The sequence below is a fragment of the Pseudomonas sp. genome, assembly GCF_049645325.1.
Classification (GTDB): domain Bacteria; phylum Pseudomonadota; class Gammaproteobacteria; order Pseudomonadales; family Pseudomonadaceae; genus Aquipseudomonas.
This window is the reverse complement of record NZ_JBARTQ010000511.1, coordinates 1-22,400: the sequence shown is the minus strand read 5'-3', so window position 1 is coordinate 22,400 and position 22,400 is coordinate 1. Positions and strand designations below refer to the sequence as shown.

The following is a 22,400-nucleotide window of genomic DNA, read 5'->3' as shown; positions in this document are numbered from 1 at the left end:
GCGGTGTGGAGTCCAGGGAAGACCTGCAAGTGGCCCTGCAAGTCTTTAAGCAAATACTGACGGCGGCGGCCGCTTCCGGCGCGAAGACAGGGGCTGTGGTAGAGGCATCGGTTCCCTTTCACTTCCTCGACTTGAAAGGCTGCAAGTTGCCGCCTGCCAGGCCCGAGGATCACCACTCGGTGATCATCAAGAAGGCCTTGGTGATGAAAGTGATTACCCTGGGCATGACCGCGCCCGCGTTGCCGGCGATCGAAAGTGCTGCGCTTATCGTGCCGTCCATTCGGTTTTCCTCGCAGATGGTTGCGCCGACCCGAGCCACGAACCAACCTCCGCCTGCCCAACAGTCTGAGCATGAGCCTGCCGATGCAGAGCCATTGGAGGCGAAGGTCGCAGCGCCCAAGGTGGAGCAAGTTGAAGTCACTGCACCGCCCGCTCAGGTTGAACGCAGTGAGCCTGCGCCGACGAAGTCGCCTGCCCCGATGGAGCATGCTTCATTGCTGGAGGTAGACAGCACGCTCGCTAACCTTGCCAAAGTCGCTCAAGAGCTGACGCAGCAAAAACGCGCGGTTTTAGAACGGGAGGAGATGCTTGAGCAGTGGCAGGCTCGACTGCAGCAGGCGCAACGCGAACTGGAGGAAAAGGGCCGTGAGTGGGAACAGCGCGATGCACAGTTGCAGAGCCAGCAATTGGAGGCTGGCCAGGCGGCTGAGAAGGTGACACTGGCGATGTCGCATCTATCAGGTATGCGCCAGCGTTTGCGAGGCGTGCTCCTGGAGCTGGATCAGGCATTGGATGGCCAGGTTTAAAGAGAGGTGCTCGCCGGTCTGGCTACTTTCCCGGGTTCATTTATCATCAACCCCAGCCTGCCGACGCCAATGCATGATGGCGCAGCGTATCGGCACCATTGGACATTGCCTGGGGATGCGAGCGTTTGAGTACCAAGCTGATTACCAAAGAGGGTCACGAAGCGCTGAAAAAGGAGCTGGACTACCTGTGGCGGGAAAAGCGTCCAGACACCACGCGCAAGGTGACCTGGGCGGCTTCCTTGGGGGATCGCAGCGAAAACGCCGATTACCAGTACAACAAGAAGCTGCTGCGTGAGATCGACCGTCGAGTGCGCTACTTGCGCAAGCGCCTGGAAGATATGCGTGTGGTGGAGTACATGCCCGAGCAGGAAGGCAAGGTGTTTTTCGGCGCCTGGGTCGATATTGAAAACGAGAGCGGTGAGACCAAGCGTTTTCGTATTGTCGGATATGACGAGATTTATGATCGGATGGATTACATCTCCATCGACTCGCCCATGGCGCGTGCGCTGTTGCGCAAGGAAGTCGACGATGAGGCGATCGTGCAGACCCCGGGTGGTGAGGTGTGCTGGTGGATAACCGCCATTGAATATGTGAAGTAGGCATGATGGCCCGCACGCTGTGAAGCGTGCGGGCCTTCTGCGTTTCAGCCTTCGCGCAATACGGTCAACGGGCTGGCGTTCAACGCACGGCGGGTGCCGAACACACCGGCGCCGCCGATGAGAACAGCGCCAATCACCGGCAGCAATAACAGCCACGGGTGTGGGTGCCAGGTCAGATCGAACGCGTAGCGGTACAGCACCCAGGTGACCAATTCCGTGCCCAGTGCCGCCAGCAGGCCGCTGACGGCGCCCAGCAAACCAAACTCAATGCGCCGGGCCTTGACCAGCAATTTGCGTTCGGCGCCCAGCGCACGTAGCAGCGCGCCCTGACGAATGCGTTCATCCAGGGTGGCCTGCAAGCCTGAAAACAGCACGGCCATTCCCGCCGCCAGCACGAACAACAGCACGTATTCCACCGCCAGGGTTACCTGGGCGAGGATGCTGCGCAACTGCTCCAGCAGTGCCTCGACCTGCAGGATGGTGACCGCCGGAAAGGCCCGGGACAGGTCGACGATCTGCTGGTCATGCCCAGGCGCCAGGTAGAAGCTGGTCAGGTAGGTCGCGGGCAGGTCCTTCAAGGTTCCCGGCTGGAAGATCATGAAGAAGTTGGGCTGGAAGTTGTCCCAATTGATGGTTCGCAGGCTGGTGACCCTTGCTTCACGATTCTCCCCGCCGACGGTGAACACCAAGTGGTCATTGAGCTTGAGCTTCAAGCTTTCGGCCACCTTGGCTTCCACCGAAACGCCAGGAACCTCATTGGTGGGTTGCTGTGACCACCAGGAACCGGCGGTCAGCACGTTACCCGGTGGCAGGTCGGCGGCCCAGGTCAGGCTCAAGTCACGCTGCACGGCGCGGTCGCCGCTGGAGTCTTTGCTGACGATCTCCTGCACGGGGGCGCCGTTGATGCTGATCAAGCGGCCCGGCACCACCGGATACAGCGGCGCCGCTTGAGCCTGCAAGTCCAGCAGGCGCGCGCCAAACGCGTCCTTGTCGGCGGGCAGGATGTTCAGGGCGAAATAGTTGGGTGCGTCCTTGGGCAACTGGTTTTGCCAGGTGTCGAGCAATTCACCGCGCAACAGGGCGATCAGTCCCATGGACAACAGGATCAAACCGAACGCCAACGATTGACCCGCCGCCGCCAACGGGTGCCGCAGCAATTGGCCCAAGCCCAGGCGCCAGGGCAGGGAGGCTCGCGCCAATAAGCGTCGCAGGCTTTGCAGCAACAGCAGGAGCAAACCGCCGAGTATCAACGCCGCCACCACGCCGCCTCCGAGTAACGCGAAGGTCAGGACCAGGTCGAGGCTCAAGCGCCACATGATCAGGCCGAGGGCAAACAGCGCGGCACCGTAGACCATCCAGGTGCTGGAGGGGATAGGCAGCATGTCGCGACGTAGTACGCGCAACGGTGGCACACGGCCCAGCGCTGCCAGCGGGGGCAGGGCGAAGCCGGCGAGGGCGACGAGCCCGGTGCCGATACCTGCAATTGCCGGCAGCAGCCCGCCGGGCGGCACGTCGGCCGGCAGCAGGTCGTGCAGGAAGTAGAACAGACCAAATTGCGCCAGCCAGCCGAGCAGGGCGCCGGTCAGGCTTGCCAGCAGGCCCAGTACGCTCAGTTGCAGGCTGAACAGCAACATTGTTTCGCGTCGTGACAGGCCCAGGCAGCGCAGCAATGCACTGGCGTCGAAACGTCGGCTGGCAAAGCGGTTGGCCGACAGCGCCACGGCCACGCCGGCCAATAGCACCGCCACCAGGCTGGCCATGTTCAAGTAGCGCTCGGCCTTGCCCAAGGCACCGCCGATTTGCTGGTTGCCGTCGCGCGAGTCCTGCAAGCGCTGGTTGGCGGCAAGGCCTGGCTTGACCAGGTCGCGATAGGTTTGCAGCACCGTGCTGCCTTGGGGCGCGCGCCACAGTTCGCGGTAGCTCACCCGGCTGCCGGGCTGGACCACGCCGGTCGCGTCCAGGTCTGCCAGGTTGATCATCACCCGTGGCGTTAGGCTGTAGAAGTTGCCGGCACGGTCGGGCTCATAGGTCAGTATGCGAGCCAGGCGCAGGGTCTTCATGCCGACATCGATGCTGTCGCCGACTTTCAGGTCCAGCGCCGTCAGCAGCCGTGCTTCCACCCAGGCTTCGCCAGGTTTCGGGCCACCTCCGGGGGTTTCAGTACCGAAGGGCTCGGCCGCGCTTTTCAGCTCGCCACGCAGCGGGTACTGCTCGTTGACCGCCTTGATGCTGGACAGCTGAATACCGTTGTCCGTGGCGATGACGCTGGAAAACTCGACGATGCGCGCGTGATCCAGACCCAGTTCGGTGCCGGACTTGATTTGTTCGGGGCGCGCAGGCGAGCTGCCTTCCAGCACCAGGTCGGCGCCGAGAAACTCGGTGGCTCGCAACAGCATGGCGCCGTTCAAGCGCGCGCCGAAGTAGCCGATGGCAGTGCTGGCGGCCACGGCCACCAGCAGGGCGAAGAACAATACGCGCAATTCACCGGCGCGGGCATCGCGCAGCAATTGGCGCATGGCAAGGCTGAACAGGCGCAACAGCGGCAAACGTGCCATCAAGGCTCCAGGGGCGCGACCATCAGGCCGGCTTCAAGGCGGATCAGGCGTCGGCAACGGTGGGCCAGGCGCTCGTCATGAGTCACCAGCACCAGGGTCGTGCCGCTTTCTTTATTGAGTTCAAACAGCAGGTCACTGATGCGCTCGCCGGTATGGCTGTCGAGGTTGCCGGTGGGCTCGTCGGCAAACAGCACGTCCGGTTCGGCGGCGAATGCGCGGGCAATCGCCACGCGTTGCTGCTCGCCACCGGAAAGCTGGCGCGGTGAGTGGGTGAGACGCTGGCCGAGGCCGACACGCTCGAGCAGGTGTTTGGCGCGCTCGCGGGCGTCCTTGCGGCCGTCCAGCTCCAGCGGCAGCATGACGTTTTCCAGCGCATTGAGGCTGTCGAGCAATTGGAAGGACTGGAATACAAAACCCACGTGTTCGGCGCGGATGCGCGCACGCTGGTCTTCGTCGAGCGTACTCAAGGCTTGCCCGGCGAGGGTGACTTCGCCGCTGCTGGGCAGGTCGAGGCCCGCCAGCAGGCCGAGGAGGGTGGATTTGCCGGAACCGGAGCTGCCGACGATAGCCAGGCTATCGCCCTTGTTCAGTTCCAGGCTCAGTTCGTGCAGGATAGTCAGTTCACCTTCCGCGCTGGGAACCACTTTGCTAAGGTTCCGCGCGGTGAGAATGCTTGCGCCCATGGAGAATCCGATGCGAATGTGGTTTTTGAGTGCTGGCCTGGCCTTGATGTGCATGGCCCAGAACGCAGCGGCGGGTACAGTCCTGATCGTTGGCGATAGTATCAGTGCCGGTTTCGGCCTGGATACCAGCAAAGGGTGGGTCGCCTTGCTGGAGCAACGCCTCAAGCGCGAAGGTTTCGACGATAAAGTCGTCAATGCGTCCATCAGCGGCGACACCAGTGCCGGGGGGCTCGCGCGGCTGCCGGCGGCGCTTGCAGAGCATAAGCCGGACGTGGTGATCCTTGAGTTGGGCGGCAACGATGGCCTGCGCGGCCAGCCACCGGCGCAATTGCAACAAAATCTTGCGTCGATGATTGACCAGTCCAAGGCGGGTGGGGCCAAGGTGTTGCTGCTGGGTATGCAGTTGCCGCCCAATTATGGCCCGCGCTACACCACCGCGTTTGCCAAGGTGTATGGCGCGTTGGCAGAAGAGAAAAACATCCCGTTGGTGCCGTTTTTCCTTGAGGGTATCGGCGGTCATCCGGAGCTGATGCAGGCCGACCAACTTCACCCGGCGGTCGGTGCCCAGGGCAAGTTGCTGGAAAATGTCTGGCCAACGCTAAAACCGCTGCTTTGAAGCTTCTCTCGCAGCGGGCTTTCGGCTAAGGTGGCGCCCCCCCGATCTGGAGCCCCCGATGTCGCGTCCTGCCTGGTCCCTGTTTAACTACCAACTGATCGAGCCGGACGAGCAGTTGGACCTGTTCGCCTGCCAGGAAGTCAGGGTGCATCTGGTTGCGCGTCAACTGGAGTTGGGCGGCTCTATCGATCGCACGCTGTGTGGCACTTTATTGCCGGCGCAGCCACGGTGGTCGTCGGTGAATCGCTCAATCTTCCAGGACCAGCGACTCTGCCCCTTGTGCCGGGCGATTCTCGAATCGCAAAAGCGCGGCACGCCGCCGATCTGGCCGGAGCTGCGCTTCGAGCTGTAAACGCGGGCCGGTGGATGCTTGCGGGGCGCTTCACGTATACAATCAGTTTTTTCCTACCCGTCGTTCTGCGAAGGATTTTCCGGATGTTGTCGCGCCTTTCCGTCGTTACCTGCTGCCTGTCTCTCGCTGCCGTCTGCGCAGCCGGTTCGGCGTCAGCCTTGCAGTTGCCCTTGCCACCGCCAGGTGAGGACATCGTCGGTCAGGTCCAGGTGATCAAGGCCAAGTACGAAGATACGTTTGCCGACCTGGGCACCACGTACGACCTGGGCTATTCGGAAATGGTCGCGGCGAACCCTGGCGTCGATGCCTGGTTGCCCGGCGCGGGCACCGAGATTGTGCTGCCGACGCGGTTTATCCTTCCGCCCGGCCCGCGCGAAGGCATCGTGATCAACCTGGCGGAATACCGGCTCTACTACTACCCGAAGGGCCAGAACGTGGTGTACACGTTCCCGTTGGGCATTGGCCGTGAAGGCTGGGGTTCGCCAGTTGCGCACACCACCATCACCGGCAAGATCCCCAACCCGACCTGGACGCCACCCGCCTCAATCAAAGCTGAGCACGCCGCCAACGGCGACCCGCTGCCCAACGTGGTGCCCGCTGGCCCGGACAACCCATTGGGGCCCTTCAAGTTCACCCTGGGCACGCCGGGCTACTTGATCCACGGTTCCAACATGAAATTTGGTATCGGCACGCGTACAAGCCACGGTTGTTTCCGCATGTTCAACAACAATGTGCTGGAAATGGCCGACATGGTGCCGGTGGGCACCTCGGTACGCATCATCAGCGACGCCTACAAGTTCGGCAGCAGCGGTGGCAAGGTTTACCTGGAAGCGCATACGCCGCTCAATGACGATGGCACCCCGTCGGTGGTCGACAAGCACACTGCAGTGATCAATGCCCTGCTCAAGCGTGAAGACCTGGCCAATAACCTGCGGGTGAACTGGGATCAGGTACGTGACGTAGTGGCAGCGGAAGATGGTTTACCGACTGAAATCGGTGTGCCGGGCGGCAACGCACCGGTAGCCTCCAGCACGCCGGTCGACCTGCAGCAGTAAGCGCCTCGATCAAAAGCCCGCCCTGGCCATGCGCTGCGGCGGGCTTTTTATTGCCCAGGCCTTGGGGGGCGAATCGCGGGCAATAAAAAAGCCGACCCAAGAATGGATCGGCTTGATAACAACCCCGAGGGATTATTACTTGCGGCTTGCTTTTTCAAGCATGCGCAGAGCGCGCTCGTTAGCTTCGTCAGCAGTCTGTTGTGCTTTTTGAGCAGCAGCCAGCGCTTCATCAGCTTTACGGTAGGCTTCGTCTGCACGAGCCTGGGAGCGAGCTGCTGCGTCTTCAGTTGCAGTCAGACGAGCTTCGGTTTCTTTGGAGACGCTGCTGCAACCGGTAGCCAGAACTGCGGCCAGAGCCAGAGCAGAGAATTTCAGAACGTTGTTCATCGTGTTCCCCTTCAAGGACTTTCTATTAAATGGCTACTTTCTCAGAGTGAGCTGATAGCCGGCGTACATACTACTCATTACTTGTAGTAAGTAAACTGACGTAGCGCAAGAAGCAAAAAAAATTCTTGCACCGATTCTATTTTGGCTAATCTTTTGGAGGTTTGTATAAAAAGCATCCAGAATTTTTCATTTTGCAGGGAACTGGATCCAAGCTGAAAGGTCCGGCCGGCATGTGTCGAGCTTGCCCAACAGGTGAAATTTTATATATCGACGATGACACTTTGGTAACGCTTGCCTTTACTGCTCACAGCATCTTTTGCGCATGTAGAGGTGACTTTAAGAGCGGCAGTTCGTCTCAAGCTTCAACTGCCGGCAATGTTCAGGCTATCGATCGCAGGTTGATCGAAGCCCTTTCTGTAACCGCCAGCGACAGGGGATGACGAGTGCGCCTTGAGCTATTGCAGCTTTGGTGCTTACTATTCCCTACGTGCTGGTTGTGAGCGCTATAGGTTTTCTCGTTGTCGAAACCGGCACGGGGTGGCGTAGATGTTCCTTCGCCGGAAAAACATCGGTAAGGTAGGGGTCGAAATTCAAGACCCGCGAGGAGTAGTGATGAGCGAGGCGTTGTCCATCCACCATGACCAGGCAGGTCATCAGTTCGAGACCAATGTGGACGGTCATCGTGCCTATCTGACCTACATGGACCTCGGGAAGCAGACCCTGGATATCTATCGAACCTTCGTGCCCAATGCGCTGCGGGGCCGTGGCATTGCTGCCGCGCTGACCGAAGAGGCGTTGAAGTTCGCCGAAGAGTCGGGCTACACGGTGATCCCTTCGTGCTCTTACGTAGAGCGCTACATGGAGCGTCACCAGCGCCATGCCGCGAAGCTGTAAAACTTAAACAGCCGCATGAAAAACGCCGGGCTTAGCCCGGCGTTTTTGTGTACGCGATTCAGATTCAGATACAGGTGCAGGTTCAGGTGCGTTTGCGTTTCGGCAATACGTCCTTGAGCTTGGCATGCATGCTGCGCAAGGTGGTCTCGGTGGCGGACCAGTCGATGCACGCATCGGTGATCGACACGCCGTACTGCAAGTCGGCCAAATCCTTTGGAATCGCCTGGCAGCCCCAGTTCAAATGGCTCTCGACCATCAGGCCGATGATCGACTGATTGCCTTCGAGGATCTGATTGGCGACGTTTTCCATCACCAGCGGCTGCAGGGCCGGGTCCTTGTTGGAGTTGGCGTGGCTGCAGTCGACCATGATGTTCGGCTTGATCTTGGCCTTGTTCAGCGCCTGTTCGCACAGTGCAACGCTGACCGAATCATAGTTGGGCTTACCGTTGCCGCCGCGCAATACCACGTGACCGTAGGCGTTGCCCTTGGTGGTGACGATGGACACGCCACCTTCCTGGTTGATACCCAGGAAACGGTGCGGGCTGGAGACCGATTGCAGCGCGTTGATCGCCACGGTCAGGCCGCCATCGGTGCCGTTCTTGAAGCCCACGGCCGAGGACAGGCCGGACGCCATTTCACGGTGAGTTTGGGATTCGGTGGTGCGCGCGCCAATGGCCGACCAGCTGATCAGGTCCTGCAGGTACTGCGGGGAGATCGGGTCGAGGGCTTCGGTGGCAGTGGGCAGGCCCATTTCGGCCAGGTCGAGCAGCAACTGACGACCGATGTGCAAACCGTCCTGGATCTTGAACGAGTCGTCCAGGTACGGGTCGTTGATCAAGCCTTTCCAGCCGACGGTGGTACGCGGCTTCTCGAAATAGACGCGCATCACCAGGTACAAGGTGTCGGACACTTCCGCCGCCAGCACCTTGAGGCGCTCGGCGTATTCGTGGGCAGCCTTGAGGTCGTGGATCGAGCAAGGACCGATCACTACGAAGAGGCGGTGGTCGGTGCCGTCGAGAATCTCACGGATGACTTCGCGGCCCTTGGTGACGGTCTGCAGGGCAGCGTCGCTCAGGGGGATTTCGCGTTTGAGCTGATCGGGTGTGATCAGGGTCTCGTTGGATTCGACGTTAAGGTCGTTGATCGGTAAATCAGCCATCGTGTTACTCGCCAGGGTCACGGGTGCCGGCCGCCAGCCATCCCCGTGCGGCGGGCACAGCATGATTTGAATACAGGGGGGAGGAACCTTAGCGCGTAACACGGGCCCGCGACAATGGGCAAAGCCCGGTTTAATCCAGCACAGGCTGCACAAACGTCTCGCGGGAGAACTCACCGGCGTGGCGCGAGACCCACTCGCGGGCCAGGCTTTCAAGTTGCGCAGGTGTTGGCTCGGCGTCTTCGTGCAAGCGGCAGTAGCGTTCTATCTGGCACACTTGCTCACCCATGCGTGCGCCAAACAAGGCGTGTTCATCGGTAAACGAGATGCCGATGCGATAGCCGTTTTCCACCTTGCGGCACCAGGCTACATAGCCCGGGTAGCGGGCGCTGGCGCCCAGCGACGGGATGCGCAAATCAACGGCTGTGCCCTGGCGCCAGGCACGCGGGCAATTGCAGGCGACGCCGCCCAGGCCGATAGTGTGCAGGCGTTGGCGGGGAATGGCAGGAGCGGGACGTTGGATTAACTCGACAGCGACATCATCAGGGTGAGGTAAAAAACGACCCATGTACACGGACTCCGAGCACCGTCCAGTTGACGGCGGTGGCAGCAGTATAGTGAAGGAACTGGAATTGACCGACCTGGATATTGACCAGCAATTGCTGGGATTGCCAGGTATTTCGCTCGTCGTCTTTACCAGCGTAGGCTGTTCCAGTTGCCGATGGGCGCGCCAGCAACTGCCGGGTTGGCGTTTGCCGGTGGACCGCGTGTGCTGGGTCGATGCCGGGCACAACGGCGGCGCGGTCGAGCGATACGGGATCTTTCATTTGCCCGCGCTGTTCGTGGTGTGCGAGGGTCAATTCCTCGGGCAACTACAGGCACGCCTGACGCTTGCCGACCTGACCGACGCTGTGAATCAAGCACTTACGCGCACACCAGAGGATTTGCCATGACCGCAGTTACACCCCAGTCGCCACGCATTGGCATCATCGGCACCGGCGCCATCGGCGGGTTTTATGGCGTGATGCTGGCGCGTGCCGGGTTCGACGTGCACTTTTTGTTGCGCAGTGAATACGCCGCGGTCAGCGAGCATGGCCTGCACCTCAACAGTACGCTGCATGGCAAATTGCACCTGCACCCGGTGCAAGCCTATGCCCGCGCCGCCGACATGCCGGCGTGCGACTGGTTGCTGGTGGGCACCAAGTCCACGGGCAATCTGGACCTTGCCCCGACCATCGCCCAAGTCGCCGCGCCGGATGCCAAGGTGGTGCTGCTGCAAAATGGCCTCGACGTCGAAGACAGCCTGCGCGAACACCTGCCGGCCTCGCTGCACCTGCTCGGGGGCCTGTGCTACATCGGCGTGCACCGCTCAAGCCCAGGTGTGGTCGAGCATCAGGCCCTTGGCCGGGTCAACCTGGGTTATCACAGTGGCACGGCGGCTGACGATCAAGCCCGCCAGAAAGCCATTGTCGAAGAGGGCGCCGCGCTGTTTCACAAGGCCGGTATCGACTCCCAGGCCATGGCCAATGTGCATCAGGCGCGCTGGCACAAATTGGTCTGGAACGTGCCGTACAACGGCCTCTCCGTGTTGCTGGGCACCGGCACCACCGCGATGATGGCCGATGAATCGAGCCGCGAACTGATCCAGGCTTTAATGGCCGAAGTGGTAAAGGGCGCCCATGCCTGCGGCCATGAAATTCCTGCAAGCTACGCCGGGCAAATGTTCGCCATGACCGAAACCATGGACGACTACCTGCCCAGCATGTACCACGACCATGTGCACAAACGCCCGCTGGAACTGGCGGCGATCTACGCCCGGCCACTGGCCGCCGCCAAGGCTGCCGGTTGCGAATTGCCACGCATGCAGGCGCTATACCAGGCCTTGAGCTTTATTGATCGGCACAACCGCTGATTTGGAGGAACACCATGGCGACGGGATTGGGCGACAAACTGGTGCTGGCGATCTCCTCGCGGGCATTGTTCGACTTGAGCGAGAGCCACAAGGTCTACCTGGCCGAAGGGGTCGAGGCGTACCGTAAGTACCAGATCGAACACGAGGAAGAAACCCTCGAACCCGGCGATGCCTTTCCGCTGGTCAAGAAGCTCCTGAGCCTCAACGCCAGCCTGGGCCGTGCCCGGGTTGAAGTGGTGCTGGTGTCACGCAACAGCGCCGACACCGGCTTGCGCGTGTTCAATTCGATCCAGCATTACGGCCTGGACATTTCCCGCGCCGCGTTCGTGGGCGGGCGTAGTCCCTATCCTTATTTGGCGGCGTTTGGTTGCCACTTGTTTCTGTCGACCCACGCTGACGACGTGCGCAGTGCATTGGACGCCGGCTTTGCGGCGGCGACGATCTTGTCGGGCGGGGCGCGTCGGGCGTCGAGCGAAGAGTTGAGGATTGCCTTCGATGGTGATGCGGTGCTGTTTTCCGACGAGTCGGAGCGGGTTTATCAGTCGGCCGGGCTGGCGGCCTTTCAAGCCAGCGAGCGGGAATCGGCGCGCGAGCCTTTACACGGCGGCCCGTTCAAAGGCTTCCTGGCGGCGCTTAATTTATTGCAGCGTGAGTTCGCCGACGAGGCCTGCCCGATCCGTACCGCGCTGGTGACCGCGCGCTCGGCGCCGTCGCACGAGCGCGTGATTCGTACCTTGCGCGAATGGGACATCCGCCTCGACGAGTCGCTGTTTCTTGGTGGCCTGGACAAGTCCGCGTTTCTGGAGGCCTTTGCCGCCGATGTGTTTTTCGATGACCAGGCCGGTCATTGCGAGAAAGCCAGGGAGGTGGTCGCCACCGGGCATGTGCCCCATGGCATCAGTAATGAATTGAAAATTCTGACCGAGCGCTAAGTCAGCCGAAGTCGCCAAGGCGCTGCTAAGCTCATTCAATCTCCGCCATCCTGGCCTTCCAGGAGGTTCTATGATTCGTTCGATGCTGTACGCCACAGACCTCGGTCTGTATGCGCCCTATGTCATGCAACATGCGCTGGCGCTGGCCCGAACGTTCAAGGCGGATCTGTATGTGATTCACGTGGTGGAGCCGATCGGCCTGTTCGCCGAATCGGTGTTGCAGAGCTACCTTGATGAGAAGGCCTTGAACGAGTGGCAAAGCCAGGGGCTGACCACGGTAATGGCCACGATCGAGCAGCGCGTGCTGGACAGTTTTCGCGAGGAGTTGGGGGAAGGGGAGCAAGACCTGCAGTTGATTCGCTCGGTGCGGGTGATTCAGGGGGACCCGTGCGAGGTGATTCTCGACCAACTGCGAAAACTTTCCGTCGACCTGTTGATCGTAGGTAGTCACAGCCATGCGACGGCGGCTGCTACGCCGCTTGGGCGTACGGCGGCGCGGGTGCTGCAACTGGCAACAGTGCCGGTTTACATGGTGCCGTCGCTGCAGCGTCGCCGCAGTGATGATAGTTGATCGGTAAAAACGATAAAAAGTTCTAGATTTATCCATCTAACCTTTAATATAGTTATATACCGTCGCTGATACCCGTGGCGTCTATCTGCTTTGAGGGACACATATGAAGCTTCAACAACTGCGCTACATCTGGGAAGTGGCGCACCACGACCTCAACGTTTCCGCTACCGCTCAAAGCCTTTACACCTCGCAACCCGGTATCAGCAAGCAGATCCGCCTGCTCGAAGATGAGCTGGGCGTCGAAGTGTTCGCACGCAGCGGCAAGCACCTGACCCGCGTCACGCCGGCCGGCGAGCGCATCATCACCACCGCTGGTGAGATCCTGCGCAAGGTCGAAAGCATCAAGCAGATCGCCCAGGAATTCTCCAACGAGAAGAAGGGCACCCTGTCGATCGCCACCACCCACACCCAGGCCCGTTATGCGTTGCCGCCGGTGATTCGCGATTTCATCAAGCAATACCCGGATGTGGCCCTGCACATGCACCAGGGTTCGCCGATGCAGATCGCCGAGATGGCCGCTGATGGCACCGTCGATTTCGCCATCGCCACCGAAGCCCTGGAACTGTTCGGCGACCTGGTGATGATGCCGTGCTACCGCTGGAACCGTTGCGTGGTCGTGCCCCAGGGCCACCCGCTGGCCAAGCTGCCGAAGTTGACCCTGGAAGCCTTGGCTGAATACCCGATCGTGACCTACGTGTTCGGTTTTACCGGCCGTTCCAAGCTCGACGAAGCCTTCAGTCATCGCGGCCTCACGCCAAAAGTGGTATTCACCGCCGCCGACGCCGACGTGATCAAAACCTATGTGCGCCTGGGCCTGGGCGTGGGCATCGTGGCCAAGATGGCCGTCGACACCCAGCTCGACAAAGACCTGGTAGTGCTCGACGCCAGCGAGCTGTTCGAGTCCAGCGTGACCAAGATCGGTTTCCGTCGCGGCACGTTCCTGCGCGGTTTCATGTGCGACTTCATCGAGAAATTTGCGCCGCACCTGACCCGCGAAGTCATGGCCAAGGCGATCCAGTGCCACAACAAGCAGGAACTGGAAGAGCTGTTCGACGGCGTGGAACTGCCCGTCCACTGAGTGGGTTACCTGGCCTCGGTAACCGTGAAGTGTTGCCGGGCGCCCGCCACCAGAATCTCCACCTCATCACCTTCAAACTTGCCCAACAGGCTTTTGCCCAAGGGCGAGCGTGGGGTGATGACGGTCACCGGTTGCCCCACCACATCGATCTTCAATCCGGCTGCATCCGGCGCCAGAAACAGCCACTGTTCGCGACCGTTCTGGTCTTCCAGACCCAGTAGCGCACCCACCTCAATGCCCCGCTGATCGTCGTAGGCCCGAAGCTGCAGGGTCTGGCACAGCGTCAGCGCCTGCTTGATTTCCTCGACGCGCTTGGCTTGCCCGGCCGCCAGATAAGAAGCCTCTAGACCCAGCGTGTCGTATTTGTTTTCCGCGATGTTTTCTTCGTGGGTCGCGGTTTCGTAGGCGGTCTGTGCAGCGCGCTGGGCGATGTCGAGGTCAACGCTGAGCTTTTCCAGGATCAGTGCGTGGACGGCGTGTTTATTCATGGTCATCAATCGCAGAATTGCAGGACATTTGCCCGGGTTTTTTCGTTGGGCGCGTTCTGGTCCTGTTGCAGCCAGAACTGGCATTTGGGGTTGGACAGGTTGCGCGCATTGTTGCGGGCCTGATCCAGGGATTGCTGTTGTTCCTGCTTTTGCAGGTTCTGTTGGTATTGCTCGAACATACGGTTTGGCGGCTCTGGCGCCACGGTGGGCGGCTTGCCCAGTTGCTGGACCGCCTGCGCGACCGGGGCCAGGCTTTGCGGGAACAGGTAGCGCGACGCCAGCCAGGCAGTCAGCACAATGGCGATAAAGCCCAGCCACAGGCCAAGGGCGATGGCGAAAATCAGCTTGGGCGTCGATACCGGCATAGGACTGCCTCCTTGATGATGAGCAACGTAGCAGCTGTCGAGCCCTGGTGAGGCTGCGTCAGCGGTACACCTGACGCACCGCTGACGCAGCCTCGCCGGGGCTCGACAGCTGCTACGGGGATGTTGTTGGCGATTGTCGCACAGCCACTGTGCAGAATAATCGCGATCAAGCCTTCTGCATCGACGCATTTATGCGGACAATCGAGCCTTTGAGCGTTGGAGCCCGGAATGAAAGCCCGCTGGGATATTTTTTGCAGCGTCGTCGACAACTACGGCGACATCGGCGTGACCTGGCGCCTGGCCCGGCAATTGGTGGTGGAGCACGCGTGTGAAGTGCGTTTGTGGGTCGATGACCTGCGGGCTTTCGAGCGCATGTGCCCCGAGGTGGATGTGCAGCGGGACCCGCAATGGCAAGAGGGCGTTGAAGTTCGTCATTGGCCGGCCGAATGGCCTGGCACTGAGTCCGCCGACGTGGTGATCGCCGCGTTCGCGTGCCAATTACCGCCCGACTATATGGAAGCCATGGCCGCGCGCGAGCACACGCCGCTGTGGATGAACCTGGATTACCTCAGTGCCGAAGAGTGGGTAGTGGGCTGCCATCGCTTGCCATCGGTGAAGTTCAAGGGCGTGCAGAAGTACTTCTTTTTTCCTGGCTTTCGGCCGGGGACGGGTGGGCTTTTACGCGAAGGCGGGTTACTGGAGCAGCGTCAGGCATTTCAGCTGGACCGCGCCGCTCAGCAACAATTCCTGCAAGCGTTGGGGGTATTTCCGGCAGACGGCGCGCGGTTGATGTCGTTGTTTGCCTATGAAAATGCCGGGCTCGCCCGTTGGCTGGACGTGTTGGCGACGGACGGGCACGCCACTCATCTGTTGGTGCCGGAAGGGCGCATCCTCGGCGACGTGCAGCGCTGGCTCGGTACAGAACGGCTGCGCGTGGGCGATGTGCATCAGCGCGATGCCCTGACTGTGCAGGTGTTGCCGTTCGTGCGCCAGGAACAATACGACCGCCTGCTCTGGTGTTGTGACTTCAACGCCGTACGGGGCGAAGACTCGTTCGTGCGCGCCCAATGGGCCGGACGTCCGCTGCTGTGGCACATCTATCGCCAGGACGAAGACATCCACTTGGACAAGCTCGATGCGTTTCTGGAGTTGTACACCGCAGCCTTATCCCCGGCTGCAAGGGCCGCAGTGATCGCACTCTGGCAAGCCTGGAACACGGAGGGCGATATGGTTCAGCCGTGGAAAATGCTTCTGGAACACTGGCCGGAGGTCAGCCAGCACGCGCAGACGTGGTGTCTGGAACAGGGCTTGCAGGCCGATCTTGCGACGGCGCTGGTACAGTTTTATGAAAGTTGGATATGATACGCCACCTTGATTTTTGTAAATCCCATCCAAATTTCGGATATATGCAATGAAAACTGGTAAAGAACTGAAACCCGGTACAGTGATCCGTCTCGAAAACGACCCTTGGCTGGTTCAGAAAGCTGAGTTCACCAAGTCTGGTCGTAACAGCGCAATCATGAAGACCAAGCTGAAGAACCTGCTGACCGGTTACAAGACCGAGATCGTCTACAGCGCCGATGACAAACTGGACGACGTGATCCTCGACCGCAAAGAAGCGACCCTGTCCTTCATCAGCGGCGACACCTACACGTTCATGGACACCTCCGACTACACCATGTACGAGCTGAACGCTGAAGATATCGAAGCCGTTCTGCCGTTCATCGAAGAAGGCATGGAAGACGTCTGCGAAGCTATCTTCTTTGAAGAGCGCCTGGTTTCCGTAGAGCTGCCGACCACCATCGTGCGTCAGGTTGACTACACCGAAGGTTCCGCTCGCGGCGACACTTCGGGCAAGGTGATGAAGCCTGCCAAACTGAAGAATGGTACCGAGCTGCAAGTTGCAGATTTCATCGAAATCGGCGACATGATCGAGATCGACACCCGCGAAGGCGGTTCGTACAAAGGTCGCGCCAAGAAGTAATTCTTGCGCCACCGGTACGACAAAAGCCCGACTTTCACGTCGGGCTTTTTTGTGCGCGTTGCTTTTTACTTGAGGTGTTGCTTGAGCTCATCGGACGCTTGCAGCAGGGCCGAACGCACCTCCGGGACCTGGCTGACCACGTTGAGCAAACCGTAGTCGTGGATCATGCCGTTGTAGCGCACGGCGGTGACAGGTACACCGGCAGCATCCAGCTTGCGGGCATAAGCTTCGCCTTCGTCACGCAGTACATCGGAACCCGCGGTCTGCACCAGCGCAGGGGGCAAGCCCTTGAGTTGCGCGGTGGTCGCCCGCAGCGGCGAGGCGTAGATCTCGGCGCGCTGGTTGGCGTCCGGGGTGTAGTTGTCCCAGAACCACTTCATCATGTTGCGGGTGAGGAAGTGCCCTTCGGCGAATTGGTTGTAAGACGCGGTATCAAAGTTGGCGTCCGTCACCGGCCACAACAGCAGTTGGAACTTGATGGCCGGTGTGCCCTTGTCCTTGGCCATCAGGCTGACCACGGCCGCCATATTGCCGCCAACACTGTTGCCCGCAACCGCCAGGCGCTTGCCGTCGACATTGATTTCGTTGCCGTGCTCAGCCACCCACTGGGTTGCGCCGTAGGCCTGGTTGATTGCCACCGGGTAATGCGCTTCCGGCGAAGGCGTGTAGTTGACGAACACCGCCACCGCCCCTGAACCCACCACCAAGTCCCGTACCAGGCGTTCGTGGGTCGGGTAATCCCCGAGTACCCAGCCGCCACCGTGGAAAAACATGAACACGGGCAAGGTGCCTTTGACCCCGGCGGGACGCACGATGGTCAGGTCCAGCGGCTGGCCGTCGACCTGAATAGTCTTCTGGCTGACATCAGCCTTTGGCAAGGTCAACTTCACGCCAGCCTGGGCTCCGGTCAACACAGCACGGGCTTCCTTTGGCGTCAGCTGTTCCATCGGTTTGCCGGTGCCGGCGTTCAGTACATCCAGAAAGGCCTGGGTGGTGTGCTCGACACCGCCATCAGCAGCGAAGGCGTGGGTGATGGACAGGGCAAGCAGGGTACCGGTGAGCGCTTTGGCAACTGTGTTCATGTTCTTCTCCAGTGACGGCGGCGGTGGGGTTAGACGGTTACGTGCAGGCGCACGTCAACGTTGCCACGGGTGGCGTTGGAGTACGGGCACACCTGGTGGGCGGCATCGACCAGGCTTTGTGCCTCGTCCTGAGCCAGGCCTGGCAGGCTGATGTGCAGGTCGATGTCCAAGCCGAAACCGCCAGGGATTTGACCGATGCCGACGTGGGCGGTGATCGAAGCGTCATCCGGGATTTTGCGTTGGGTCTGGCTGGCGACGAATTTCAGCGCGCCGATAAAGCAGGCCGAGTAGCCGGCAGCAAACAGTTGCTCCGGGTTGGTGGCTTGGCCACCGGCACCGCCGAGTTCTTTTGGCGTGGAAAGTTTGACGTCGAGGATGTTGTCGCTGGAAACAGCACGACCATCACGGCCGCCGGTGGCGGTGGCTACTGCGGTATAGAGAGTTTGCATGGTGTTTTCCTCTTGGTATGTTAGCGCTAAATACTTGCGCGCTAAGTAGTTGGTGAGGCGAATGTATAGCGCCAATGTTTAGTGCGCAAGATAAATTTACAAAATATTTTGGCTGTAGAAATATTGAGGTCGCCGCAGAAACAATTGTGGGAGCTGGCTTGCCTGCGAAAGCGGTGTGTCAGTCAATGGTTTCATGACTGATGTACCGCTTTCGCAGGCGAGCCAGCTCCCACAAGTGTGATGTCGGTGCTGGGTCTACCGTGTCAGAGGCTGGCCTGCAGGTTGCCCCGCAAGGCAATCAAATCGGCCTGCAGCTTGCGCAATTGGTCCAGTTCCAGGCCGCTGGCGCCGAGGATGCAATGCGGAATACCCATGGCCTGCTCTTGCAAGGCGCGGCCGGCGTTAGTGAGTTCGACTACCACCACCCGCTCATCTTCACGGCTGCGGGTGCGGCTGAGCAGGCCTTCGACTTCCAGGCGCTTGAGCAATGGGGTGAGGGAGCCCGGGTCGGTCAGCAGGCGGCTGCTGATTTCTCCGACGGTCAAACCATCTTCTTCCCACAGCACCATCATGGCGAGGTACTGCGGGTAGGTCAGGCCGAGGGCCTGCAGCAGTGGCTTGTAGACCTTGGTCATCAGCAGCGAGGTGGAATGCAGGGCGAAACACAGCTGGTTATCCAGCATCAGGGATTCGCACGGGTCTGGGTGTTTGCTCATGGCGGTGCCTTAAAAAAGCGTGTCTGGGCTGGAATCTAGCGGGCAAATCTTTAATGCGCCAGATAATTCTGTCCGCCGGGTCAGACCAAGCCGCTTTGCAGGGCCAGATCCCAGGGCGGCACGGGGCTGAAACGGGATTTGAGGTATTCCAGCAGCAGGCGGCTGCGCGCATTCGCCTGTTGTTCGAGGCGCAGGGCATAGATTCCACTGGTTTCCGGGCTGGGCAGGCCGTCCTCGCAAAACAAGGGCACCAGTTCGCCACGCACCAGGTATTCGCTGGCGAGCCAGGTGGGCAGGTGCGCAATGCCCAGCCCGGCGAGGGCGCCGGAGAGCAGCGCTTCAGCGTTGTTGGCGCTCAGGCGGATGCGTTGAGGGCGATGCGTGGCGCGGCGTCCATCCTGTTCGAAGCGCCACGCGAACATCGGGGCGAGGCCTTCCCAGTCCAGGCCATCGTGCTCGTTGAGTTCGCGAGGGTGGGTCGGCGTGCCACGGTTTTTCAGGTAGGCAGGGCTGGCACAGGCGACGCGCACAATACTGGCCAGAGGCGTGGCGATCAGCCGGCTGTCGACGATATGCCCGGCGCGCAGCACCAGGTCGACCTTGCCCAGGTGCGCGCCCTGCATGTCGACAAAGCTGTCGATCAGATGCAGGTGTACGTCCAGCCCGGGGTATGCATTCAGAAAGTCGGCAATCACGGGGGCCAGATGCCGCCGCCCGAACGCCGCCGGTGCATCCACGCGTATCAAACCTTCGGGGGCATGGCTGAGGGACACCGCTTCGGCCCGCGCCAGTTGCAGCTCGTTGACGATACGCCGTGCCCGCTCGGCAAACGCCAAGCCCGCCGGGGTCGGCACCACCGCGTGCGTGCTGCGCTGGAACAGGCGACTGCCCACCGAGCTTTCCAGGCTGTCGATACGCCGGCTCACCGCTGAGGGTGTCAGTGGATGGCGGCGGGCGGCGGCGGAAAAACTGCCCGTCTCCAAGACATCGAGAAACAGGCCGAGTTGATCGGTCAGGGTATTCGGGTTCATGAGCAGCTGCTTATGCGAGATGGGCACAGCCATTGTGCGTTGCTGTGCCTTTGCGCGCCAGAGCCGACTGCGTAGCATGCAAGGCCTGGGATTGTGGAGTGATGAGCGGTGGTGGATCTAGCGATGTACCTGGTGTTGGGCGTCGCCCTCGGCACGGTGGGCGGTCTGTTTGGCATTGGAGGCGGGCTGATTGCGATCCCGGTGCTCGGCGTGTTGTTCGGCCTGGATCAGCAACTCGCCCAAGGTACGGCCCTGGTGATGGTGGTGCCCAACGTAATGCTCGCGCTCTGGCGTTACCACCAACGCAACCGCATCGAGCTGCGCCATGCGTTGCCGTTGGGCGTCATGGGCTTCAGCTTTGCCTGGCTCGGCTCGATCTGGGCGGTGGGCCTCGACGCCGGTGCGATGCGCCTGGGCTTTATCGCGTTCCTGCTGACGCTGTCGGCTTACAACCTGCTGCGCATGTTCACGCGCAATGCGCCGCCGACCGCCGAGATGCGTTACTCATGGCCGTGGCTCGGGGTGCTCGGTGCGGCTTCCGGGTCGATGGGCGGCTTGTTCGGCGTCGGTGGCGCGGTGGTTGCCACGCCGGTGCTGACCAGTCTGTTCGGCACGACTCAAGTGGTTGCACAAGGGCTGTCTCTGGCCCTGGCATTGCCCAGTACCAGCGTGACCCTGGTGACTTACGCCTGGCACCACGAAGTTGACTGGATGATCGGCGTGCCCTTGGCCGTCGGCGGCTTGCTGAGTATCAGTTGGGGTGTAAAAGTCGCCCACGCATTGCCGGAGCGCGTGTTACGCGGGCTGTTTTGCGGCTTTCTGGCGATCTGCGCGGTGATGCTGACCTTTAAAGTTTGAAGCCTTCGAGGATGTAATCGGCCAGGCATTCGGTGATGGGCGAGTTCAACTGTGGGTTGCGCAGCAGGCGCAGGTTCATCGACGGCAAGGTGGGGAAGCCTTCGTCGCTGCCGAGTACGCGCAGGTCACTCGTCACCAGGCTTTCCATGCTGACCATTACTGCCAGTCCGGCGCTCACCACCGCCTGGATCGCAGCCCCGGTGGAGCTGTGGTAGGCCAGGCGATAATTGCGCTCCACCGAATCCAGGGCCGTCAGCGCCCATTGGTTATAAAGACAGTCTGTGCCGGAAACCGCCAGGGGCAGGGCATCGTGCTCGTCCACGCAAAAGCAGGGCGCCGCCGCCCACACCATGCGCTCGGTGCGCAACGGTTCACCGATATCATTGCCAGGCTCGCGGCTGATCACCGTCAGCGCCAAGTCCCGGCGCTGCATCAGTACCGTTGACGCTTCGCAGTGCATCTCGATCTGGATCAGCGGGTACGCCTTGGAAAACTGTTTGAGAATCCCCGGCAAAAAACGCATCACGTAATCATCCGGCGTGCCGATGCGCACCAACCCGACCATGTGCGGCTCGCGCAAGGTATTGAACACCTCGCTGTGCAGTTTCAGGATGCGCCGCGCATAACCGAGCAGCACCTGGCCCTCGGGCGTGAGGCGAACCTGTCGGCCGTCGCGCTCGAACAGCTTGCGTTGCAGCACGTCTTCTTCAAGACGCTTCATCTGCATGCTCACCGCCGATTGGGTGCGGTTGACCACTTCGCCCGCACGGGTAAAACCGCCTTGGTCGGCGATGGCGACGAAGGTGCGCAGCACTTCGGTATCGATGCTCGGGTAGCTGGACAATTGATCAATCTCGGAGATGTGTTGCATAAGAAACATTCGTTGGATTGATCATAGAGCGAAGTACACACTTTCGTCATCCCCACTGGAGGGCGAGAAGATGAAAGGTCAGAAAGGTTATGTGCTAATGGCGAAACGCCCGTTGTCGGGGCTGTTTCATACGATTGCCCGTTGGCAGACATTGCATCACGAGCGCCATTTGCTGGCGGGTCTGAGCGATGACGCACTCAAGGATATCGGGCTCAACCGGGGCGATGTGGAACAGGAGCGCCACCTGCATTTCTGGCAAGACCCGATGCGAAAATGATCCCGGATGCAGTAGGGTAGTCGACGAGCCCACACGGAGAGACTCATGCCCGCCGACCTGTCTTTTTCACTCAAGCAAGCACGACGCATGGCGCTGGCGGCCCAGGGCTTTTCCGGGCGCCAGCCGCCTGCCCTGGTCAAGGCTGCACACCTGAACCGCATGATTGATCGCTTGGGCGTGCTGCAGATCGATTCGGTCAATGCCGTGGTGCGCTCCCATTACCTGCCGCTGTTTTCCCGCCTGGGCAATTACTCCCCGTTGCTCCTTGAACAAGCAGCCTGGAGCCAGGGCCGGCGGCGTTCGCTGTTTGAATATTGGGGGCATGAGGCGTCGTTATTGCCGATGGCGTTGTACCCGTTGATGCGTTGGCGCATGGAAAGGGCAAAGCAGGGACAGGGGATTTATTCGCAGATGGCGCGATTTGGTCGCGAGCAGCAGGCCACGATTCAGCGCGTATTGCAGACCGTGGAGCGGCAAGGCGCGCTGGGTGCGGGCAGCCTGTCCACTCGTGAGGAACGCGCTGGCCCCTGGTGGGACTGGAGTGATGAAAAGCACGCGCTGGAGTGGCTGTTTGCCGCTGGCCTGGTCACCGTGGCCGGTCGGCGCGGGTTCGAGCGTCTTTATGATTTGCCTGAGCGGGTCATTCCCGGCGAAATCCTTCAATACACCTCATTGACCGAAGA

The 22,400-nt window shown here is 60.7% G+C and carries 28 protein-coding genes; 16 read left to right on the top strand and 12 right to left on the bottom strand.

Going from position 1 to position 22,400, the window contains the following annotated elements:
• Together WBB95_RS21770 and greB are read left to right on the top strand one after the other, a co-directional pair.
• Window positions 1-806 (top strand): hypothetical protein (locus tag WBB95_RS21770; RefSeq protein WP_424489448.1); only part of this gene is annotated, 806 nt, incomplete at its 5' end.
• Window positions 807-931: 125 nt separating this feature from the next.
• A complete protein-coding gene (greB, locus tag WBB95_RS21765; protein WP_424489447.1) occupies window positions 932-1,405 on the top strand; it encodes a transcription elongation factor GreB in 474 nt (157 codons plus the stop codon).
• Window positions 1,406-1,449: 44 nt separating this feature from the next.
• Here greB and WBB95_RS21760 read toward each other — a convergent pair whose 3' ends face one another.
• Entirely contained in the window at window positions 1,450-3,960 is a 2,511-nt protein-coding gene (locus tag WBB95_RS21760; protein WP_424489446.1) for an ABC transporter permease, read from the bottom strand.
• Window positions 3,960-4,643, bottom strand: a complete 684-nt coding sequence (locus WBB95_RS21755) for an ABC transporter ATP-binding protein (RefSeq protein ID WP_016972350.1) — start codon at window positions 4,641-4,643, stop codon at window positions 3,960-3,962. The genes WBB95_RS21760 and WBB95_RS21755 overlap by 1 nt, the downstream gene beginning before the upstream one ends.
• Before the next feature lie 10 nt (window positions 4,644-4,653).
• Here WBB95_RS21755 and WBB95_RS21750 point away from each other — a divergent pair, with 10 nt between their 5' ends.
• The 3 genes from WBB95_RS21750 to WBB95_RS21740 all read left to right on the top strand — a co-directional run bounded on the left by WBB95_RS21750 (window position 4,654) and on the right by WBB95_RS21740 (window position 6,666).
• Window positions 4,654-5,259 carry an arylesterase gene (locus WBB95_RS21750; protein WP_424489445.1) on the top strand — a complete coding sequence of 202 codons (606 nt, stop codon included), beginning with the start codon at window positions 4,654-4,656 and terminating at the stop codon, window positions 5,257-5,259.
• 58 nt (window positions 5,260-5,317) lie between these two features.
• Window positions 5,318-5,611, top strand: a complete 294-nt coding sequence (locus WBB95_RS21745; protein WP_003189866.1) for a hypothetical protein — start codon at window positions 5,318-5,320, stop codon at window positions 5,609-5,611.
• A gap of 83 nt (window positions 5,612-5,694) precedes the next feature.
• Window positions 5,695-6,666 carry a L,D-transpeptidase family protein gene (locus WBB95_RS21740; RefSeq protein ID WP_424489444.1) on the top strand — a complete coding sequence of 324 codons (972 nt, stop codon included), beginning with the start codon at window positions 5,695-5,697 and terminating at the stop codon, window positions 6,664-6,666.
• Between the two features lie 135 nt (window positions 6,667-6,801).
• Here WBB95_RS21740 and oprI read toward each other — a convergent pair whose 3' ends face one another.
• Window positions 6,802-7,053, bottom strand: a complete 252-nt coding sequence (gene oprI, locus WBB95_RS21735; RefSeq protein ID WP_003172710.1) for an outer membrane lipoprotei OprI — start codon at window positions 7,051-7,053, stop codon at window positions 6,802-6,804.
• Between the two features lie 612 nt (window positions 7,054-7,665).
• Between oprI and WBB95_RS21730 the strand changes: the two genes are divergently transcribed.
• On the top strand, window positions 7,666-7,947 hold the full coding sequence (locus tag WBB95_RS21730) for a GNAT family N-acetyltransferase (RefSeq protein ID WP_003233387.1): 282 nt from the start codon (window positions 7,666-7,668) through the stop codon (window positions 7,945-7,947).
• Between the two features lie 82 nt (window positions 7,948-8,029).
• Here the strand turns inward: WBB95_RS21730 and WBB95_RS21725 are convergent, their stop codons facing one another.
• Entirely contained in the window at window positions 8,030-9,106 is a 1,077-nt protein-coding gene (locus tag WBB95_RS21725; protein WP_071487789.1) for a 3-deoxy-7-phosphoheptulonate synthase, read from the bottom strand.
• Between the two features lie 130 nt (window positions 9,107-9,236).
• Complete coding sequence (locus WBB95_RS21720; RefSeq protein WP_424489443.1) at window positions 9,237-9,671, bottom strand: PilZ domain-containing protein; 435 nt, start codon at window positions 9,669-9,671, stop codon at window positions 9,237-9,239.
• Between WBB95_RS21720 and WBB95_RS21715 the strand changes: the two genes are divergently transcribed.
• The 5 genes from WBB95_RS21715 (at window position 9,670) to cysB (ending at window position 13,596) form a co-directional block, all read left to right on the top strand.
• The gene (locus WBB95_RS21715; protein ID WP_424489442.1) at window positions 9,670-10,056 is read left to right on the top strand and encodes a thioredoxin; all 387 of its coding nucleotides are present in this window, start codon (window positions 9,670-9,672) and stop codon (window positions 10,054-10,056) included. The two genes, WBB95_RS21720 and WBB95_RS21715, sit on opposite strands and share 2 nt — an antisense overlap.
• Window positions 10,053-11,015, top strand: coding sequence for a putative 2-dehydropantoate 2-reductase (locus WBB95_RS21710; RefSeq protein ID WP_424489441.1), 963 nt, complete (start codon window positions 10,053-10,055; stop codon window positions 11,013-11,015). The genes WBB95_RS21715 and WBB95_RS21710 overlap by 4 nt, the downstream gene beginning before the upstream one ends.
• 14 nt (window positions 11,016-11,029) lie before the next feature.
• Window positions 11,030-11,947: a 5'-nucleotidase gene (locus tag WBB95_RS21705; protein ID WP_424489440.1), complete on the top strand. Its 918-nt coding sequence runs from the start codon at window positions 11,030-11,032 to the stop codon at window positions 11,945-11,947.
• Between the two features lie 70 nt (window positions 11,948-12,017).
• On the top strand, window positions 12,018-12,518 hold the full coding sequence (locus WBB95_RS21700) for a universal stress protein (protein ID WP_424489439.1): 501 nt from the start codon (window positions 12,018-12,020) through the stop codon (window positions 12,516-12,518).
• Window positions 12,519-12,621: 103 nt separating this feature from the next.
• Complete coding sequence (gene cysB / locus WBB95_RS21695) at window positions 12,622-13,596, top strand: HTH-type transcriptional regulator CysB (protein WP_017849520.1); 975 nt, start codon at window positions 12,622-12,624, stop codon at window positions 13,594-13,596.
• A gap of 5 nt (window positions 13,597-13,601) precedes the next feature.
• Here the strand turns inward: cysB and WBB95_RS21690 are convergent, their stop codons facing one another.
• Window positions 13,602-14,084, bottom strand: coding sequence for a GreA/GreB family elongation factor (locus tag WBB95_RS21690; RefSeq protein WP_424489438.1), 483 nt, complete (start codon window positions 14,082-14,084; stop codon window positions 13,602-13,604).
• A 5-nt stretch (window positions 14,085-14,089) separates the two neighbouring features.
• On the bottom strand, window positions 14,090-14,449 hold the full coding sequence (locus WBB95_RS21685; protein ID WP_424489437.1) for a hypothetical protein: 360 nt from the start codon (window positions 14,447-14,449) through the stop codon (window positions 14,090-14,092).
• A gap of 228 nt (window positions 14,450-14,677) precedes the next feature.
• On the opposite strand from WBB95_RS21685, the gene earP reads away from it, so the two are divergent.
• The gene (gene earP / locus WBB95_RS21680; protein WP_424489436.1) at window positions 14,678-15,811 is read left to right on the top strand and encodes an elongation factor P maturation arginine rhamnosyltransferase EarP; all 1,134 of its coding nucleotides are present in this window, start codon (window positions 14,678-14,680) and stop codon (window positions 15,809-15,811) included.
• Window positions 15,812-15,860: 49 nt separating this feature from the next.
• Window positions 15,861-16,433 carry an elongation factor P gene (locus tag WBB95_RS21675; protein WP_058414667.1) on the top strand — a complete coding sequence of 191 codons (573 nt, stop codon included), beginning with the start codon at window positions 15,861-15,863 and terminating at the stop codon, window positions 16,431-16,433.
• 65 nt (window positions 16,434-16,498) lie between these two features.
• Here WBB95_RS21675 and WBB95_RS21670 read toward each other — a convergent pair whose 3' ends face one another.
• The 4 genes from WBB95_RS21670 to WBB95_RS21655 all read right to left on the bottom strand — a co-directional run bounded on the left by WBB95_RS21670 (window position 16,499) and on the right by WBB95_RS21655 (window position 19,711).
• Entirely contained in the window at window positions 16,499-17,515 is a 1,017-nt protein-coding gene (locus WBB95_RS21670) for an alpha/beta hydrolase (RefSeq protein WP_424489435.1), read from the bottom strand.
• 29 nt (window positions 17,516-17,544) lie between these two features.
• Window positions 17,545-17,964, bottom strand: a complete 420-nt coding sequence (locus WBB95_RS21665; RefSeq protein ID WP_424489434.1) for an organic hydroperoxide resistance protein — start codon at window positions 17,962-17,964, stop codon at window positions 17,545-17,547.
• Window positions 17,965-18,227: 263 nt separating this feature from the next.
• Window positions 18,228-18,680, bottom strand: coding sequence for a MarR family winged helix-turn-helix transcriptional regulator (locus WBB95_RS21660; RefSeq protein ID WP_424489433.1), 453 nt, complete (start codon window positions 18,678-18,680; stop codon window positions 18,228-18,230).
• A gap of 80 nt (window positions 18,681-18,760) precedes the next feature.
• Window positions 18,761-19,711, bottom strand: a complete 951-nt coding sequence (locus WBB95_RS21655; protein ID WP_424489432.1) for a LysR family transcriptional regulator — start codon at window positions 19,709-19,711, stop codon at window positions 18,761-18,763.
• A gap of 108 nt (window positions 19,712-19,819) precedes the next feature.
• On the opposite strand from WBB95_RS21655, the gene WBB95_RS21650 reads away from it, so the two are divergent.
• Window positions 19,820-20,569 (top strand): sulfite exporter TauE/SafE family protein, encoded by a 750-nt coding sequence (locus tag WBB95_RS21650; RefSeq protein ID WP_424489431.1) that lies wholly within the window; start codon window positions 19,820-19,822, stop codon window positions 20,567-20,569.
• On the opposite strand, the gene WBB95_RS21645 is transcribed toward WBB95_RS21650, so the two are convergent.
• Window positions 20,559-21,440, bottom strand: a complete 882-nt coding sequence (locus WBB95_RS21645; protein ID WP_424489430.1) for a LysR family transcriptional regulator — start codon at window positions 21,438-21,440, stop codon at window positions 20,559-20,561. The two genes, WBB95_RS21650 and WBB95_RS21645, sit on opposite strands and share 11 nt — an antisense overlap.
• Window positions 21,441-21,510: 70 nt before the next feature.
• Here WBB95_RS21645 and WBB95_RS21640 point away from each other — a divergent pair, with 70 nt between their 5' ends.
• Together WBB95_RS21640 and WBB95_RS21635 are read left to right on the top strand one after the other, a co-directional pair.
• Entirely contained in the window at window positions 21,511-21,717 is a 207-nt protein-coding gene (locus WBB95_RS21640) for a DUF1127 domain-containing protein (RefSeq protein WP_424489429.1), read from the top strand.
• Window positions 21,718-21,762: 45 nt separating this feature from the next.
• Window positions 21,763-22,400, top strand: a 638-nt coding sequence (locus WBB95_RS21635; protein ID WP_424489428.1) for a DNA glycosylase AlkZ-like family protein, incomplete at its 3' end; no start/stop codon positions are given.